The following is an 18383-nucleotide window of genomic DNA, read 5'->3' as shown; positions in this document are numbered from 1 at the left end:
AATCTTACGCACATCTGAGGACCACCAATGTTCGCTTCCCCTGTTCTTGCGCTCGCTGCCGCTGCCGCTGTTATCGCCGTTCTTCCGCGTGCGGCCGAAGCCGCCGACCAGTCAACGTCCGGTCGCCGGACCGCCTGGTTCGAGGACGCCCGGTTCGGCCTGTTTATCCACTGGAACGGCTCCGCCGCGCTGGAAGGCAGGTTCGATGGCGAACCTGTGCGTCAGACCGAGTACGGCGAATGGCTGCGCGCCCGCAACCGCGTGCCCCGCGCCGATTGGGACGCCGCATTGAAACGGATGCACGTCACGCCGGAGGTGGTCGAAGGATGGGCGGAAGCCGCGAAAGACGCGGGCATGAAGTACATCATTTTCGTCGCCAAGCACCACGACGGCCTCGCGTACTGGCCCTCCAAGGTGTCGGATTACACGCTCAACCGGGTGGCGGGCGTGAACTTCGACGTCATCGGAACCCTCAAGAAGGCATGCGATGCGCGCGGTATCAAGCTCGGCTTCTACTACTCCCACTGGCAGGACTGGGAGCACCCCGGCGGCTGGGGGAACTTCTGGGACTACAACAGCAAGGACCCGAAGCAGTTTGAAGGCCATCCGGACTTCTTCTTCTACGGCGGCGAAGGGTATCGCGACAATCTGACGCCGGAGCAGTTCGACCGGTACTGGCGCGAAAAGTCCATGCCGCAGGTGGCGGAACTGGTGAAAAACTACCACCCGGCCATCATGTGGTTCGACAACTGGCGCCGCCTAAGCGACACGAACATGACGCCGCTCCAGGTGAACGACATGCTCTCGCTCATCCGCAGGGAAAGCCCGGACACGCTGGTAAACACGCGATTGGGCATCGGAAAGGTCGGTCAGCCCGACGGCACCGATTACGAGACGCTGGGCGATAACTCTTTCCCGCGCCACCGCATCACGCACCCCTGGGAAAGCGCCGTCACGTTCGGCCTCTCATGGGGCTACAGCCGCGACGACCAGGAGTGGCGCCCCACCACGTATTTCATCCGCAACCTCGTCCGCAACATCTCGCTGGGCGGCAACCTGGTAATCAATTTCGGCCCCCAGGCCGACGGCCGCCCGCCGGAAGAGGCGTTGGACCGCATGCGCGCCATCGGCCGATGCCTCCGCGCGAACGGCGAGGGCTTCTACGGATGCGGCTACACTCCGTTGGAAGAACGCACGCAGGACTGGGGCCTCACAACGATGGATGAGCGCCACAACCGTCTCTATCTGCACGTTTTCGACTGGCCGGTGGACGGCGTCATCCGGGTTAACGGCCTCAAAACACCGGTCACCTCCGCCACGCTGTGCAGCGGCAGGAAGGCGCTGAAGTTCACGCAGCAGGGCACTTCGGTGCACATCGAGGCCGATCGCTCGCAGCCGGTCGTCTACGACACGGTTATCCGCGTGGAACTCGCCGGCCCGCTGGAAGTGGACAACGAGACGTTGGGGGAGATCAACGGCGGAGGCATCGCCATGAATGCGATGCAGGCCAGGATGGCCGGCGTCGAGGCCGAGAAGCCGCTCGACGGCAGCACGAAATTGGAATCGCAGCTGGGCGGCTGGACGGCGCCGGATGCGTCGGCCTCGTGGACGGTCTTTGTGCCGGAAGCCGGCCGGAGAGACGTCACGGTTTCGTACGCCTGCACCGCGGCAGTCGCCGGACAGGGCTTCACCGTGAGCGCGGGCCCCGGTCTGGAACTGAAAGCACAAACCGAAACCACGCAGCTCAACTGGAGCGAGTTCCGGCCCATGCACGTCGGCGCCATAGATTTCCCGAAGCCCGGCCCCTACACGATCACCGTCCATCCAGTCGGCCTGGTGAAGGACGAACTGTTCAAACTGCTATGGGTTCACCTGGCGCCGGCCGGCGGGTAGGTGCGTTCCTCCGGGGACCTGCTCAAAACCCGGCGAACCCATAGGTTTCGTCGGGATACGCGCTCGCCGCCCCGACCTCTCACTGCGTCCCCGCCTCCCGCCCGCGCCCTGCTATCCTGACTGGGATATGAATAACAAGCTCCTTCGCGATGTGCTGCGCAGCCGGGTCTACGATGTGGCCCGTGAGACGCCGCTCGAACCGGCCCCCAAACTCTCAGCCCGTCTCGGCCACCGGGTCTTCCTCAAGCGGGAGGACCTTCAGCCCGTCTTCAGCTTCAAGCTGCGCGGCGCTTACAACCTGATCGCCAACCTCTCCGACGAGCAGCGCGGCCGGGGGGTCATCGCGGCCAGCGCCGGGAATCACGCGCAGGGCGTGGCCTTTTCGGCGCGCGAACTGGGCATCCCGGCCATCATCGTCATGCCGGTCACGACGCCGGAGATTAAGGTCGCGGCGGTCCGGGGCTATGGCGCCGAGATCGTCCTGGCCGGCGAGAGCTATTCGGACGCCCAGGCGCGATGCGACGAGATCGTCGCGGAGCGCGGTGTTACGCCGGTACACCCCTTCGACGATCCGCTCGTGATCGCGGGGCAGGGGACCATCGGTGACGAGATCCTGCGCCAGAGCCATGGCGGCCTGGACGCGGTTTTCGTGCCGGTGGGAGGCGGCGGCCTCATCGCTGGCATCGCCGGCTACCTGAAGGCGGTCGCGCCGGAGATCCGCATCATCGGCGTCGAGCCGCTGGAGGCGGACGCGATGTACCAGTCGCTGGCGGCGGGCAAGCGCGTCCGACTGCGCGACGTCGGCATCTTCGCGGACGGCGTGGCGGTCCGCGAAGTTGGCCGGCTGACCTTCCCGATCGTGCGCGAGTGCGTGGACGAGATCGTGCGGGTGAGCAACGACGCCATCTGCGCGGCGATCAAGGACGTCTACGAGGACGCCCGCGCGATCTGCGAACCCGCGGGCGCGCTGTCGGTGGCGGGCCTCAAGGAATACGCCGCCCGCGACGACGGGACCGGCAAACGGTACGCGGCCATCGTATCGGGCGCGAACATGAACTTCGAGCGCCTCGGCTTCGTCGTTGAACGGGCTGAGCTGGGCGAAGACCGCGAGGCGATGTTCGCGGTGGCGCTCGACGAGAGGCCAGGAGCCTTCCGTTCCTTCTGCGCGGCGCTCGGGCGCCGCGTCATCACCGAATTCAACTATCGCATGCACGGCCGTGAGCACGCCCACGTTCTGGTCGGCGTTACCACCTCCGGCAAGGCGGACGCGGATGGCCTGGCCGCCCGTCTGCGCTCGCTGGGGCATCAGGTCCTGGATCTGTCCGACAACGAAATGGCCAAGCTCCACGTGCGCCATATGGTCGGCGGACGCGGGCCGGAAACGCGCGACGAGCGGTTGTACCGGTTCGAGTTTCCGGAGCGTCCCGGCGCGCTGCCGCTGTTCCTGGAGACCCTTGGCAGCCGGTGGAACATCAGCCTGTTCCACTATCGCAATCACGGCGCCGATTTCGGCCGCGTCCTCGCGGGCATCGAGGTTCCCGCCCCCGAACTCCCGGCATTCCGGCGGTTCCTGGACGGCCTGAGCTATCACTGGGTGGCCGAGGGCGACAACCCCGCGTACGGCTTCTTCCTCGACTAGTGAAGCATCGAGTCCCCATAGCAGGAGAGTAGAACGGGCGTCCCGCCCGTTTCAGACGACAACGGGCGGGACGCCCGTTCTACTGCCGGTCGATCAGCCAGCTGAAGACGCCCTCTTCACGGACACCAACAGGCCGTCGATGTGCTCGCCGCGGAGCACGGGGATGTTGATGGAAACAAGCCCGGGGTGCGCGGCCACTGCGGCGTTGTAGCGCTTCGTCCCACTGTCACCGTCGTGGTGCAGCACCGCATCCGGCAGTGTGTTGTCGCCCAGCAGGATCCCCCCCTCGCGGAGCATGGGCAGCGCCATCTCCATATAGGTGACGTACGCGTCCTTGTCCGCGTCGATGAACACCAGATCAAACGGCGCCTCGCCCGATGCCGCCATCCGCGCCAGCGACTCCGCGGCGGGGCCGACGCGAATCTCCACCCTCCCGGCCAGTCCGGCGCGCTCTACGTTGCGGCGGGCAACGTCGGCGTGGTGCTGGTCGATCTCCAGGGAGATGAGCCGGCCGTCGGCCGGAAGCGCCCGCGCCAGCCAGATGGCGCTGTAGCCTCCCAGCGTGCCGATCTCCAGTATCCGGCGCGGCGCCGCGATGAGGGCGATGACATGCAGCAGTTTGCCTTCGCTGGCGGACACGTTGATCGCGGGCAGCCCTTCCCGCTGCATATCCTCCCGGGCCAGACGGAGCGCCTCGTCCTCCGGAGCGAATAGCCCGTCAATGTACCGGTCATAACCCTGGATTTTGCTCTCTTGATCCGCCATCCGATTCCCCCTATCGAGTGAAGAGTTTGCCGGAGCCACGGTGGGCGCCGACGTCTTCACTCTAGACAAGCAAACGTCGGCGAACGTTCCGCCCGCGATTTCCCATCCGGTTGCCGCCCCGTAGACGATTTTTGCGGAACCCTTGACCTCGGGTGTGGCTTCACGATAGTATCTTAGTAACTTGATTTAGATACTCAAGTATGCCGCTTCGAAGCGGCATCGTTCGGTTTTCGCGGGAAAGGGGTGCAGCCATGGGGATCGTTCAGCGAGGTCTTGGTTCCGGAGGATCGCCGCGTTGTTGAGGCAACGCGCCGGAAGGCGCATTGCGGAGACTGACGAGCTGAGATCTGAAAGGAACAAAGACAATGAGAACACCGAAATCCCTCGTGGCGGTGGCGGCGGCACTGATCGGGGTGGCGGGCGGCGCCCACGCGGCGAAAGACCCCGTGGACATCCTGATCCAGAAACTGGTGGAACGCAGCGTGATTACAGAAGCGGACGGCAACAGCATCCGGTCGGAGATCGCCCAGATACAGAAGGACGAAGCCGAGAAGGCGAAGGCGGCTCCGACCGTTGTGCCCGTGACCGTGAAAACCGCCGTGAAACTGAGCGGCTATGCCCAGGCGCGGTACACCAGCAGCACGGGACCGTCCACGGGCGACACGTTTGAGATTCGCAGGCTGCGGCTCAGCCTCGCCGGGAACCCCGCGCCGAAGGTGGACTATGCCCTGCAGGTCGACCTGGCCGGGTCATCGACGGCGGTTACGAGCGTGAGCGGAACGACGGTCAAGACGGGCAACGTGGGCAAGGCGACGCTCCTCGATGCCGCGGTTGGATACACGGCGGCGCCTCTGATAAAGCTCACGGCGGGGCAGTTCAAGGTCCCGTTCAGCCAGGAAAGCCTGGCCAGCGACGCGTTGCTGGACACCATCAACCGGGCACAGGTTGTGGATAAACTCGTGCCCGGGCGGGACAACGGATCGTCCGGGCGTGACGTTGGGATTCAGGTGAGCGGCCAGATGCTACCCGCTACCGATTCCGGACGCTTCGAGTACGCCCTCGGAGCGTTCAACGGGTCCGGTATCAACATTGTGGACGACAACCGCAGCAAGGATGTAGCCGCGCGCATCGTGTGGAAACCGGCCGTCGCGGGCCTTTCCCTCGGCGCCTCCCAGTATTGGGGCCGAAAGGGCTCCCCGTACGTCAAGCGCGACAGAACCGGACTCGAGGCGTCGTTCGTGCGTCCCCGGTACGGCGTCAAAGCCGAGTACATCCAGGGCAAAGATGCGGCCGTCAAGAAGCGCGGCTACTACGTGACGGGGCTGTTGGGCGTCGCGCATGAAACCCAGGCCGTGCTGCGATACGAGCAACTCGACCTCGATACGTCCGTTGCCGGCAACACCGGAAAGACCACGACTGTCGGCCTCAACCACTTCTTGAGCAAAGACACGCTGAACCGCTTGCAGCTCAACTATGAACGGCACAGCGATCAGGGTCCGACCGTGAAGGAAGACCAGTTCCTCGCGCAGTACCAGGGAGCGTTCTAGGAAGGGTCTAGGGTCTGGGGTCTAGGGGCTAGTGCAGTAGGTAGGCTGGTCCTGTCTCCTTGGAAATAACCATGAATCCAATCATCAAACGGATTATACTTGCCGCCAGCTTAGCGGCCATCGGAATCTCGGCGTTGCCGGCGCGGGCGCAGACGCTGCTTAACGTCTCTTACGACCCGACGCGCGAACTGTACCAGGACTTCAATCAGGCGTTCGCCCGCTACTGGAAAGGGAAGACGGGGCAGAACCTGCGGATCAACCAGTCGCACGGAGGTTCAGGCAAGCAGGCGCGCGCGGTCATCGACGGCCTGCAAGGCGACGTGGTGACGCTCGCCCTGGCCTACGACGTGGACGCCATTGCCGACAGGGGCGTCATCGCCCCCAACTGGGAGAAGCGCCTCCCATACAACAGCACGCCCTACACATCCACCATCGTGTTCCTCGTACGCAAGGGCAACCCGAAGCACATCAAGGACTGGAACGACCTGGTGCGACCCGGCATCTCCGTGATTACGCCCAACCCCAAGACCTCCGGCGGCGCCCGCTGGAACTACCTCGCCGCGTGGGGGTACGCATACAAGAAACTGGGCAGCCAGGCGAAGGCGCGCGATTTCGTGACGCGCCTTTACCACAACGTGCCGGTGCTCGATTCCGGCGCCAGGGGCTCCACCACAACCTTCGTTGAGCGCGGGATCGGCGACGTCCTCCTCGCGTGGGAGAACGAAGCCTTCCTGGCGGTCAACGAGCTCGGAAAGGACAAGTTCCAGATCGTGGTACCCTCCATCAGCATCCTCGCCGAGCCGCCGGTGGCCGTTGTGGACAAGTACGCCGCGCGCCACAAGACAACCGCGATCGCCACCGCGTATCTGAAATACCTCTACTCCAACGAGGGACAGAAGATCGCCGCGAAGCACTACTACCGGCCGCGGAACGTGAAGGCGGCGGGGGGCTACGCGTCGCGCTTCCCCAAACTGCGCCTGCTCAACATCGGCTTCTTCGGAGGCTGGAGGAACGCGCAGAAGACCCACTTCGCCGATGGCGGGGTGTTCGATCAGGTCTACCGCCCGCGTTAGTGGCCTGAGGGCCGAGGGCTGGGGGCTGAGATCGTATCACAGCCCCCAGCCCCGGGCCTCCCGAATGCCGATGTTAAGAACAAACCGAAACAAGCGGGTCCTTCCGGGATTCGGGCTGAGTCTGGGGTACACGGTGCTCTACCTGAGCCTGATCGTGCTGGTGCCCATCACGGCGGTCTTCTTCAAGGCGGGCTCGATGGGCTGGGCCCACTTCTGGTCGGCCGCGACCGACGAACGCGTACGCGCGGCGTACCGGCTGACTTTCGGAGCATCGCTCCTCGCCGCCGGCGCCAACGCTGTGTTCGGGTTCATCGTCGCCTGGGTGCTGGCCCGCTACACGTTTCCCGGAAAGAAGATCGTCGACGGCCTCGTTGACCTTCCGTTCGCGCTTCCGACCGCGGTCGCCGGGATCAGCCTCACCGCCATTTACGCCGGCAACGGGTGGATCGGGCGCTACCTCGAGCCGCACGGCATCAAGGTGGCGTTCGCTCCGTTGGGAATCGTGATCGCGCTCATCTTCACCGGGCTGCCGTTCGTCGTGCGCACGGTTCAGCCGGTCCTGGAGGACCTGGAATCCGATATCGAGGAAGCGGCCGCCAGCCTCGGCGCATCGGCATGGCAGACATTCCGCCGCGTTATCGCGCCGGCCGTCGTCCCGTCGCTGCTGACCGGATTCACGCTGGCGTTCGCGCGCGCCATCGGCGAGTACGGATCGGTTGTCTTCATCTCGGGGAACATGCCGATGCGCACGGAGATCGCGCCGCTGCTGATCATGACGAAACTCGAGCAGTACGACTACGCCGGCGCGACGGCGATCGCCTCGGTGATGCTCGTCGTGTCGTTCGCGCTGCTCCTGCTGGTGAACCTGCTCCAGCGCTGGAGCCGCAAGCGCTACGGGATGGCGTGAAGGAGTCGAACGCAGATATGGAATCCTCAACCACGATTTCCGCGTCACGTCCCGCGGTCCGCGCGAAGGCCGCCCGGGAACCTTTCCTGGCGCGGTTCGTCCTTATCAGCATCGCACTGGTGTTCCTGGGGTTGTTCCTCGTGGTTCCGCTGGCGGCGGTGTTCACGGAGGCCTTCGCCAAGGGGTGGAGGGTCTATCTGGCCGCCATCCGCGAGCCGGAAGCGATGTCCGCCGTCCGGCTGACCGTACTGGTGGCGCTCATTTCGGTCCCGCTGAACGCCGTGTTCGGCGTTGCCGCGGCGTGGGCGATTGCGCGGTTCGAGTTCCCGGGGAAGAGCGTGCTCGTGACGCTGATCGATCTGCCGTTCGCCGTGTCGCCGGTCGTCGCGGGCCTGATGTTCGTGCTGCTGTTCGGAGCCCAGGGTACCTTCGGCCCGTGGCTGGACAGGCACGACTGGCAGATCGTGTTCGCCACGCCCGGAATCGTTCTGGCCACCGTGTTCGTCACGTTTCCGTTCGTCGCCAGGGAGCTGATTCCGCTGATGCAGAGCCAGGGCAGTGACGACGAGGAGGCGGCCATCGTCCTCGGCGCCAGCGGATGGCAGATGTTTCGCCGCGTGACTCTTCCCAACATCCGCTGGGGCCTGCTGTATGGGATCATCCTCTGCAACGCCCGGGCGATGGGGGAATTCGGTGCGGTGTCGGTGGTTTCAGGCCACATCCGCGGCCTCACGAACACGCTGCCGCTGCACGTGGAAATCCTGTACAACGAATACCAGTTTTCCGCTGCCTTCGCGGTGGCATCGCTGTTGACCATCCTGGCGCTTGTGACTCTGGCCCTCAAGAGCCTCGTGGAGTGGCGGTTCGGCATCAGGCGGAAGGCGGGAGGGACAAACCATTGAGCATCCACATTAGAAATATCCGCAAGTCGTTCGGGGCGTTTGAGGCCCTTCGCGACGTCTCTCTGGAAGTCGGCACGGGCGAACTGGTCGCGCTTCTGGGCCCGTCGGGATCCGGCAAGACGACGCTGTTGCGCACGATCGCGGGCCTCGAGACCCCGACGTCGGGCGCCATCAGCCTCGCCGGCGAAGACGCCTCATCCCGGAGCGTTCGCGAGCGCGGAGTGGGCTTCGTGTTCCAGCACTATGCCCTGTTCCGCCACATGACGGTGTTCGAGAACGTGGCGTTCGGGCTGCGGGTGCGCCCGCGGAAGACCCGCCCGTCGCGCGCGGAAATCCGCGAGAAGGTGACCGAACTCCTTTCGCTCGTGCAGTTGGAGGGCCTCTCGGACCGGCATCCGGCGGAACTCTCCGGCGGGCAGCGCCAGCGCGTCGCCCTCGCGCGCGCATTGGCCGTCGAGCCCAAGGTGCTTCTGCTGGATGAGCCGTTCGGCGCCTTGGACGCGCGGGTGCGCCAGGACCTCCGCCGCTGGCTGCGACGCCTTCACGACGAACTCCACATCACGAGCGTCTTCGTAACGCACGACCAGGAGGAGGCCATGGAGGTGGCCGACCGGATCGTGGTGATGAACAAGGGGCGCGTCGAGCAGATCGGCACGCCGGAGGACGTGTATGCGCATCCGGCCAACCCGTTCGTCTACCAGTTCCTGGGCAACGTGAACCTCTTCCACGGCCGCGTGCACGAGGGGCAGGCCAGCCTGGGCGATGTCGATATCGCCGCGCCGCAGTACGCCGGGGTTCAGGACACGGCGGCGGTGGGTTACGCCCGCCCCCACGACCTGGACATCGCGCTCAGCCGCAACGGGACGGCGGCGGTTGAGGCCGTCGTCCGGCACATCCACGCCGTCGGCCCGGTGGTGCGCCTCGAACTCGCCCGGACGGACACGGCGGGCGCCCTGGAGGTCGAGATCGGCCGCGAGCGCTATGAGGAACTGGGCGTCCGGACCGGCGCGACGGTGTACGTCACCCCGCGCAGGGTGCAGGTGTACATCGAGGATTACGTGATCTGAGAGCCCGTCTCCGGGCTCTCAGACCCCGATGGCGGCTTGTTTGCAGGCTGTCGACGGCCGGTACCTGCGCCGTAGGTTCTTGCGCCGGCGGAGTAGATAGGGTGCTGGATGTTGGTTGACGTGCCGGAGATGACGGCCACGCTCGTGTAGACCTCTAGCCCGCACCCGGGCTTCTCCGTATCAGCTTCGGGACGATCCGCCACGCAATAAAGCCCATCGTGAGGCCGACTGCCGCGGAGACGAGCAAACACACTTCAAGCCCACCTTGTGAACGCGACACGGGCGTTGAAGCAGACGCGAACGCGATCGCAACGTACAGGCACCATGCGACGAGTGCTACGCGGGAACGCAGGTATCCCTGCATTGTGCGAGACCCCGAACGTCCGGACAAGATGTAGCCTCCACCATGGATAACGAATAACGTAACCACCATGACCAGTGGAAGGATGATCCATTCCCAAATGAAGTTCATTGTTTGAGACCTTTGTGTTAATGCAGGACTATCGATCTCGTGCCTGTCTGTACAGAACACGGAGTACATTCCGGGCCGCGTTGTCCTAACGTGTTCGCTCCGCCCGAGAGGACGCCAGGCGAGCCGCAATCGGGTCTTCCTGCAGCCAGCGGCCCGTACCGGCGTCGTAGGTTCTTGCGCCGGGGGCAACCTAATCAGCAACTGGAATCCGATACGTTGGGGCCGTCACTGTCCAATCGCGCGGCGGCCACTCGAGAAAGCCAAAAGGCGATTACCAACCCCTCCACGATAGACGGCGGGATACTCAACTGAACGCGCTCAGCGAGGGTAGAAAACGAAGGAGATGGATACCATCCGAAGAATACCGTCAGTGCGGCGCACCATGCCGCGAAGCTTCCACAAAAGAGACGGAGAAATCCGGCACGACCTTTCGCGAGGTGCAACTCAGCTGTTGCGCGAAGACCTTTGGATCGGACGCCATATACCCGACACAGGATTAGCCAATAAACGCCAAACCCGATAATGGCGATGGATCCAGCGCAGAGCTCTCTCAAAACGAGGACGACCTTCTGTATGGGTTCCATAGATAAACACCTCTACTTATAGGATATAGGGTCTCTTATATGTTCCGGTACCATTCGCCATCCGGGTAACTGCAATCAGGGCTCCCATTGCCCCTCGGAGCAGGTACGAATGGTCGGTCAGCGGCATTTCTGATAGGACGCGGGCATATTGCCCCCCCCCGATTGCCGCATATCTGGTCGGCGAGGCGCACATCAGCAACCTAGCGATAATCGTGGCTCCCGGCCGACAGCCGATCCTCGCCACTGGTTTGGGCGACGTCTGCGCCTTGCCAACAAGGCGTAGGCGTCGGGCTAGTTATGCCGTCCCGTAACCCGAATAGGTTCCGCCGGACTTCAGTATGTCATCAATGGCGTGCCCCACGCCAGCATTGGCATCGTCGAACCACTTCAGTATCCGGTCCTTTTTGTCCAAAAGGCGGCACCAATCACGGTCTGCATCAGTCTGACCTTCCTCGTCAGGGTACAGCCAACTCGTAGCTTCCGCTGAAGCCAATCCGCCCCCAACGAAAGCGAGAAACCCACCGGAGTCTGGCCCCGTGACTCCAATCCAAAAGACGTAGTCGTACAGCACCCCATCGATTGCGTACCATTTGGGTGCATGGCACGGTCGGCCGTGCCGCATAAGCGCCAGCCCCGTCGGATCGTCGTTCATCACCGGGTTGGCGTCGCAGTAGAGGTACCGGTTGAAGGACATGGGATCGCCGGTGATCCCCACAATCGGGTCTTCCTGCAGCCAGCGACCGGTTCCCGCATCGTAGGTTCTGGCGCCGGCGGTGTAGAAGGTATGCTGGCCGTTGGTTGACGTGCCGGGGATGTCGTACACGCACTGATAGCCCTTCATGGCTCGGTAGCGAAGCGGGTTGGCGATTTCGTTCAGCGTACTGTTTTTCACAGTGATCGACATCCTCAGCGTTCCGGAAAAGCGGACACAACGGATGAAACGGTCTGGCTGGGGCCGTGATGTATCAGCATCACTTGAACTGTGAAACGCTTCGCCCGAAAGAGTGAACCTTACAGATCCGATTCTGACTGGCGTAACCCGCGCATGTCGGCCGGCGTCCCCACGCGGATTGATGGCGCCGATGTTCATTTGAATCCCCGTGAACCATTGACAGAATGCATGGGTATCCGGTATAGTTGAGTAAACAGGTTGTATTACTCAAGTAATCAAGGAGAACCGTACGATGAGTACCGTGGAATTTGAGGGACAGGCGCTGGTTCGGCATCACCAGCCGAAGATTGCGGATTCGATGTCGGAGCTGATCGGCAACACGCCGCTGGTCCGGCTGCATCGCGTCACGGATGGCGCCGGCGCCGAGGTGCTGGCGAAATTGGAGAAATCCAATCCGTGGGGCAGCGTCAAGTGCCGGATCGGCGTCTATCTGCTGAGCGAGGCGGAGCGCCTCGGCCTGATCAACGCCGGGACCGTCATCATTGAGCCCACCAGCGGCAACACGGGCATCGCGTTGGCCGGAGCGGCCGCCGCGAAGGGGTATCGCCTGATCCTGGCGATGCCGGAAACGATGAGCGTGGAGCGCCGCAACCTCCTGAGGGCGCTCGGCGCCGAACTGGTCCTCACGCCGGGCCCGCTGGGCATGAAAGGCGCCATCGCCAAGGCCGAGGAACTCGCGTCGCAGCACACGAACTCATTTGTACCGCAGCAGTTCAAGAACCTGGCGAACCCCAAGGCGCACCGCGAGACGACGGCGCTGGAGATCTGGGAAGACACGGACGGGCGGGTGGACATCCTGGTCGGCGGCGTCGGCACGGGCGGCACCATCACCGGAGTCGGGCAGATCATCAAGCCGCTGAAGCCGGGGTTCAAGATCGTGGCCGTTGAGCCGACCGATTCGCCGGTGCTGTCCGGCGGCCAGCCGGGCCCGCACAAGATCCAGGGCATCGGGGCGGGTTTCGTGCCGGAGGTGCTCGACATGAGCGTCATCGACGAGGTTTTCCAGGTGACGAACGAGGAATCGTTCACGATGGCGCGGCGCCTCGGCAAGGAAGAGGCGATCCTGGCGGGGATTTCCAGCGGAGCGGCCGTTCACGCGGCGGTTCAGATAGCCAAACGTCCGGAAAACGCCGGGAAGCAGATCGTCGTGGTGCTGCCGGACAGCGGCGAGCGCTACCTGAGCACGCCCGTGTTCAATACGGAGCCCGCCGGATAGTGGGAGTTGGGAGTTCCGAGTTGGGAGTTGTTGCTCGGGAGCCGGTCGTCGCCTCCTTTGAAGGCGCGTCGGCGGACGAGATTGTAGCTTGGGCCGCCGGGCGCTTTGGGGAGCGCCTCGCGCTTGCGTGCAGCTTCGGCGCCGAGGATATGGTGCTCGTGGATATCCTCGCGCGCGTGGCTCCGGCCGCCCATGTGTTTGTGCTGGACACCGGCCGGCTGCACCAAGCAACGTACGACCTGATGCAGCGCGCCCGCGAGCGGTATCCGCTCGAATTTCGCACGTATTTCCCGCGGACGGCAAGCGTGGAAGAGCTGATCCGCGTGAAGGGGCCCAACAGCTTCTACGAGTCGGTGGACAATCGCAAAGAGTGCTGCCATATCCGCAAAGTGGAACCGCTCGGACGCGCCTTGGCGGGGCTCGATGCCTGGATGACCGGATTGCGGCGCGCGCAATCGGTCACCCGGACCGCGCTGGATATCGTCGAGTCCGATGAGGCGCACGGCGGGATCGTCAAGATCAACCCGCTGGCCGAATGGCCGGAAGAGCGGGTCTGGGAGTATATCCGGGCGAACAACGTCCCATACCACCGGCTTCACGACCAGGGCTACCCGTCGATCGGATGCGAGCCGTGTACGCGGCCGGTACTGCCGGGTCAGGACTTGCGATCCGGTCGCTGGTGGTGGGAGAACCCGGAAGGTAAGGAATGCGGGCTGCACTTGACGGCGTAACGGGGGACACAACGTGGAGCCGGCCTCCGTGCCGGCCTTGGGGCTAATGGCCGGCACGGAGGCCGGCCCCACTGAATGAGATTGGGAAGCAGGTAACAGATGGATCATCTCGATGCTTTGGAAAGCCAGAGCATTTACATATTGCGGGAGGCTTACCGCAAATTCAAGAAGCTCGCGATGCTCTGGAGCATCGGCAAGGACTCCACGGTCCTCCTTTGGCTGGCGCGCAAGGCGTTCCTGGGGCACTGCCCGATCCCGCTCGTTCACATCGACACAACCAAGAAGATCCCTGAGATGATCGAGTTCCGTGACCGCTTTGCTGCCGAGTGGAACCTGCGGCTCATCGTCGGCACGAATACCGAGGCGCTTGCCAACGGGATGGGGCCGGACAAAGGGCGTATCACGTGCTGCGGCTCGCTGAAGACGGAAGCGCTTCAGCAGGTGATGGCTGAACACAACTTCACGGGCCTAATCCTGGGCATCCGCCGGGACGAGGAAGGCACACGGGCCAAAGAACGATTCTTCTCGCCGCGCGACCGCAATTTCGAGTGGAACTACAAGGACCAGCCGCCCGAGCTGTGGGACCAGTTCAAGACCGATTTCGACAAGGACACCCATATCCGCGTCCATCCCCTGCTCCAGTGGACCGAGATCGACGTCTGGGAGTACATCCTGCGCGAACAGATCCCCATCGTGGACCTCTACTTCGCCCGAGACGGCGAGCGGTACCGCTCGCTGGGCTGCGCGCCCTGCACGGCACGCATCAAATCGAACGCCACCACGGTCCCGGAGATCATCGAGGAGTTGAAGCACACCACGATCAACGAACGGTCGACACGAGCGCAGGACCAGGAAGACACGTACGCTATGCAGAAGCTGCGGGCCAAGGGATATATGTAGTGCGGGCGCCTCGCCCGCAATGTAGCGCGGGCGCCTCGCCCGTATTCGCGAGGTAGGTCGGGCCTCTGTGCCCGACGCCGCCCGTTATGGTAGGTCGGGCCTCCGTGCCCGACACCGGTTCACCCGGCAGTGAACTGCCGGGCTCCTGTCATTCTGCCGCTACGCGGCGAGGCAACCTGACCTCGTCGCGTAGCGACGGAACGAAAGAAGCCGGGGGATTCATCCCCCGGGTCGCCCGTGATTCGAGAGGTTGGAGTAAGTCCTTGAAACAGAAAGTGAACATCGTGATCGTCGGGCACGTGGACCACGGCAAGTCCACGCTCGTCGGGCGGTTGCTGCACGATACGGGGAGCCTCCCCGAGGGAAGATACGACGCCGTGGCCCGAGTCTGCGAGGACACCGGCAAGGCTTTCGAATTCGCGTTCCTGCTCGACGCGCTGGAAGAGGAGCGCGACCAGGGGATCACCATCGACAACGCGCAGATTCGGTTCGAGACGGAGAAGCGCGGTTACGTGATTATCGATGCCCCCGGCCACAAGGAGTTCCTGAAGAACATGATCACGGGCGCCGCCTCTGCCGAGGCCGCCCTGCTGCTCATCGACGCCGAGGAAGGCGTGCAGGAGCAGTCGCGCCGGCACGGCTATCTGCTTCAGTTGCTGGGGATCCGGCAGGTGGCGGTCGTCATCAACAAGATGGACCTCGTTGGCTTCTCCGAGACGGAATATGTGCGCGTGCGCAAGGACTACGTGGCGTTTCTGAACGACCTTGGCGTGGTCGCGCGCCACGTGATACCGGTTTCCGCGCGGGACGGCGACAACATCGCCAACCGCTCCGACCGCATGGCGTGGTACGACGGCCCCACTGTTTTGGAAGCGCTGGACGGATTCGACGCGCGCGTTTCGAAGGAAGGCGCCCCGCTGCGCCTGCCGGTCCAGGATGTGTACAAATTCGACAAGCGCCGCATCGTAGCGGGGCGCGTGGAATCGGGCACGATCGCCGCGGGCGACACGGTGTTGTTCTCGCCGTCCGGTCACACGGCCGTTGTACAATCCGTTGAGCGCTGGAGCAGCCCCCGCGAAGGCCCTGCCGAGGCGGGCGAGTCGATCGGGATCACGCTGGACGAGCAGATCTTCGTGGAGCGCGGCGCCATTGTTTCGCACGTACACGACGCGCCGCTTGTGACGGACAGCATACAGACGAACCTCTTCTGGCTCGGCCAGCGCCCGCTGTCAACCGGCAAACGTTACACGATGAAGCTCGCGACGCAGGAAATCGAAGCCACCGTGAGCGCCGTCAGCGGTGTGCTGAACACCGCCACGCTGGTGAACGCGCCGGTCGGGACCGGCGACGTGGCCAAGAACGAGGTCGCTACGGTGGCGTTCGACCTCAAGAAGCCGGTCGCGTTCGACGAGACGTCGAACATCGTGGAAACCGGCCGTTTCGTGATCGTGGATGGTTACGACGTCGCCGGCGGCGGTATCATCCCCACCGCCGAATTGCCGCCGACATATAGCATCTAGAGGGGCTGAGGGATGAGGGCTGAGGGCTGAGGTTTAGAGTGGAGCGCGGCGAGGAATCGCGCCCTCGAACGGCGCAGTGCTCAACGTGGCATTCCTCTCGCCGCGCTGCCCAGCGAGCGACATATCCTGAAAGCAAATCTGCTTGTCAGGAGGTCGTCGTGAAATTCCGCCACTATGTGTCGTTGGTTGTCCTTACAGCACTCTTCATCGTTTTCATAGCGTTCACCGGTTGGATTCGGCCATACAACCTCAGGACCGAACAGGCGGCGGCGCGGGCGGCTGGGATCCCGCTGACCCCGGCGGAGTTTTCACAAGTGGAGCCGCCAGCCAACCAGAACGCTGTCTCGACCTACCTGGAGTTGGGGAAACTGCTGGACGCACACAGGGCGGACGAAACGAAGATCTGGACTTCACCGTCCGATGGAACCGGCGTTGTCCCGAAAGCGAATACAGAAGCTCTGAAGCATCTCGTCGCCTCACGCTCGGACATTAGCCGCGTCGTCCACGCAGCGGTTGCGAAGCCGCACGTATTCGTGAGGCACGATGGGGACAGCGTTGAGCTATACCGATATCTTGCGCCGATGCGTGAGGCGGCAGTTTGGATACGGCGGGAGAGCCTTATGCTTTCCCGCGAGGGACAGCCGGTCGAGGCCGTCAGGCACCAGGCGCTGGGATTCCGGGTCGCGAACCAGGCGTCCGAGGTCCCGAATCTGATTGCGTGCCTCGTTGGCCTCGCGAGTGAAGACATGACGTTGAAAGGCCTGGAGAACATACTCTCCGAAGCTGGGCCGAACGCCGTTGTTGCAGACGCCGTGCGGCGTGAAATAGCGACGTACCACCCCCGTTACGACCTGGCGCGGTGCTTGAAGGGCGAGATCCTGTTGGGGCTCACGGAAGTCCATCAAGTGAGTTCGTTGCACGACTACAACGTTGTGGTATCGCCCGATGAAACGTTCAAGCCTTCGGGACGCAAACCCTCCGGCCTGTTCAAGTGGTACTTCATGGACCCGGCCGAAGCGATCTACTTGCACTGGATGACGGAGAGAATCAAGGTGAGCCAGGAGCCGATCCCGGATCGGCTGCGGGACCTTGCCCGGCTCGGTCGCGAATTCGAGAAAACGCCCGACAAAATGCCGACATACAAGCTGGCCAAGATGATGCTACCCATCTTCTCCGGAGCAGATGAGCGGGAAGTCGACCTGGCCGCCCGCAGGGCAGCCGTCGTCGCGATGGCGGATGTGATGGCTTACCGTGCACGCCACGGACGGTGGCCTGTATCGCTTGGCCAAACAGGCTCACCGGCCCCGCTCGATCCGCGAACCGGAAAACCCGTTGGCTACCGCAAGGATGGGAAGGGATTCGTAGTCTTTACGACACCCAATCCCGTGGTCGCGGAGAACCTGTCTCCGGAGCGCGCAGGGCTCAACGCCGAGATACACTATCCCCCTCTGAAGCCGAAACCGCGTAAAATGCCACGGATGCCTATCCCCACGCCGTCCTGACGAACACCTGGTCCACAAGCTCGGCGTCCGCGGGGATCTGCGTGCCGCTGAGGGTCGCTCTGCGGCGACTGCGGACTCAGCCCGCGAAGGCGGGCTTCGTGCTGGTCATAGCCGTGGATTTATTCGCAGGGATGTATGGCTATCGGTACTCGCGGTACGGATTCGGTTTCGCATCCATCCAGGCCGGGCGCGGCTGTTCGAAGACCGTCTTGCCCTTCTCATTCGTCAGGCGAAGCGTAGTGGGGGTGCTGTCGGCGGTACCGAGCACGGCTCTGGTCTTTCCGGTCTCGTCCATCAGGCTCAGGAGTGAGCCGTCGTTGCCCGCGAAAAGCCCGACTCTCTTCTTTCCTTTCTCATCGTCCATGGAAAGGAGATACCCGTACGTCTGAGGAGAGATCGAGACTCTTACTTTTCCGTTCGCGTCCACGACTTCCAACCTCTGAGTCCGCACCACGTCTTGCACCGCCGACTGCGCCGCCGCCTGTGCCGTGACCACCGGCGCCTGCCAGTGTGTCAGCGCCAGCGCCCACATACCGCTTCCCATAAATACCAACAGGGCCTTTGTCGCCAGATCGGTTTTCATCGTCGTGCCTCCACTGCAATCATAGCAACCGTGCTGTCCTGGAGGCACTCCCGGCCCAAGACAAGGCCACGAAGGCGGCCTTTGTGCATTTCTCAGCCGCGAATTCATTCGCCGGGACACATCTGGACCC

The 18383-nt window shown here is 63.6% G+C and carries 15 protein-coding genes; 12 read left to right on the top strand and 3 right to left on the bottom strand.

Going from position 1 to position 18383, the window contains the following annotated elements:
* Positions 1–27 precede the first annotated feature (27 nt).
* Together VGM51_15365 and ilvA are read left to right on the top strand one after the other, a co-directional pair.
* Positions 28–1893 (top strand): alpha-L-fucosidase, encoded by a 1866-nt coding sequence (locus tag VGM51_15365; GenBank protein HEY3414416.1) that lies wholly within the window; start codon positions 28–30, stop codon positions 1891–1893.
* A 127-nt stretch (positions 1894–2020) separates the two neighbouring features.
* Positions 2021–3532: a threonine ammonia-lyase, biosynthetic gene (gene ilvA, locus VGM51_15360; protein HEY3414415.1), complete on the top strand. Its 1512-nt coding sequence runs from the start codon at positions 2021–2023 to the stop codon at positions 3530–3532.
* A gap of 93 nt (positions 3533–3625) precedes the next feature.
* On the opposite strand, the gene VGM51_15355 is transcribed toward ilvA, so the two are convergent.
* The gene (locus VGM51_15355) at positions 3626–4297 is read right to left on the bottom strand and encodes an O-methyltransferase (GenBank protein ID HEY3414414.1); all 672 of its coding nucleotides are present in this window, start codon (positions 4295–4297) and stop codon (positions 3626–3628) included.
* Between the two features lie 365 nt (positions 4298–4662).
* Here VGM51_15355 and VGM51_15350 point away from each other — a divergent pair, with 365 nt between their 5' ends.
* From VGM51_15350 to VGM51_15330, 5 genes are all read left to right on the top strand, one after another.
* Positions 4663–5844 carry a porin gene (locus VGM51_15350; protein ID HEY3414413.1) on the top strand — a complete coding sequence of 394 codons (1182 nt, stop codon included), beginning with the start codon at positions 4663–4665 and terminating at the stop codon, positions 5842–5844.
* Positions 5845–5915: 71 nt separating this feature from the next.
* Positions 5916–6917 carry a sulfate ABC transporter substrate-binding protein gene (locus tag VGM51_15345; GenBank protein HEY3414412.1) on the top strand — a complete coding sequence of 334 codons (1002 nt, stop codon included), beginning with the start codon at positions 5916–5918 and terminating at the stop codon, positions 6915–6917.
* 70 nt (positions 6918–6987) lie between these two features.
* Positions 6988–7824, top strand: a complete 837-nt coding sequence (gene cysT, locus VGM51_15340; protein ID HEY3414411.1) for a sulfate ABC transporter permease subunit CysT — start codon at positions 6988–6990, stop codon at positions 7822–7824.
* A gap of 17 nt (positions 7825–7841) precedes the next feature.
* The gene (gene cysW / locus VGM51_15335; protein ID HEY3414410.1) at positions 7842–8726 is read left to right on the top strand and encodes a sulfate ABC transporter permease subunit CysW; all 885 of its coding nucleotides are present in this window, start codon (positions 7842–7844) and stop codon (positions 8724–8726) included.
* Positions 8723–9793, top strand: coding sequence for a sulfate ABC transporter ATP-binding protein (locus tag VGM51_15330; GenBank protein HEY3414409.1), 1071 nt, complete (start codon positions 8723–8725; stop codon positions 9791–9793). Before cysW ends, VGM51_15330 begins: the two co-directional genes overlap by 4 nt.
* A 1351-nt stretch (positions 9794–11144) precedes the next feature.
* Here the strand turns inward: VGM51_15330 and VGM51_15325 are convergent.
* Positions 11145–11741: an RHS repeat-associated core domain-containing protein gene (locus VGM51_15325; GenBank protein HEY3414408.1), complete on the bottom strand. Its 597-nt coding sequence runs from the start codon at positions 11739–11741 to the stop codon at positions 11145–11147.
* 292 nt (positions 11742–12033) lie between these two features.
* Between VGM51_15325 and cysK the strand changes: the two genes are divergently transcribed.
* The 5 genes from cysK to VGM51_15300 all read left to right on the top strand — a co-directional run bounded on the left by cysK (position 12034) and on the right by VGM51_15300 (position 17670).
* Positions 12034–13017 (top strand): cysteine synthase A, encoded by a 984-nt coding sequence (gene cysK, locus VGM51_15320; GenBank protein HEY3414407.1) that lies wholly within the window; start codon positions 12034–12036, stop codon positions 13015–13017.
* A 20-nt stretch (positions 13018–13037) separates the two neighbouring features.
* Positions 13038–13748, top strand: a complete 711-nt coding sequence (locus VGM51_15315; GenBank protein HEY3414406.1) for a phosphoadenylyl-sulfate reductase — start codon at positions 13038–13040, stop codon at positions 13746–13748.
* Between the two features lie 99 nt (positions 13749–13847).
* Positions 13848–14648 (top strand): sulfate adenylyltransferase subunit CysD, encoded by an 801-nt coding sequence (gene cysD, locus VGM51_15310; protein ID HEY3414405.1) that lies wholly within the window; start codon positions 13848–13850, stop codon positions 14646–14648.
* A gap of 263 nt (positions 14649–14911) precedes the next feature.
* Complete coding sequence (locus tag VGM51_15305) at positions 14912–16168, top strand: GTP-binding protein (GenBank protein ID HEY3414404.1); 1257 nt, start codon at positions 14912–14914, stop codon at positions 16166–16168.
* Positions 16169–16326: 158 nt separating this feature from the next.
* Positions 16327–17670: a hypothetical protein gene (locus VGM51_15300; protein HEY3414403.1), complete on the top strand. Its 1344-nt coding sequence runs from the start codon at positions 16327–16329 to the stop codon at positions 17668–17670.
* 139 nt (positions 17671–17809) lie between these two features.
* Here the strand turns inward: VGM51_15300 and VGM51_15295 are convergent, their stop codons facing one another.
* On the bottom strand, positions 17810–18253 hold the full coding sequence (locus tag VGM51_15295) for a hypothetical protein (GenBank protein HEY3414402.1): 444 nt from the start codon (positions 18251–18253) through the stop codon (positions 17810–17812).
* Positions 18254–18383: the final 130 nt, after the last annotated feature.

Source organism: Armatimonadota bacterium (assembly GCA_036504095.1).
Taxonomy (GTDB): Bacteria; Armatimonadota; DTGP01; order JAKQQT01; family JAKQQT01; genus DASXUL01.
Note: the sequence above shows the minus strand (reverse complement) of the source record. Positions and strands in the feature narration are given on the sequence as shown.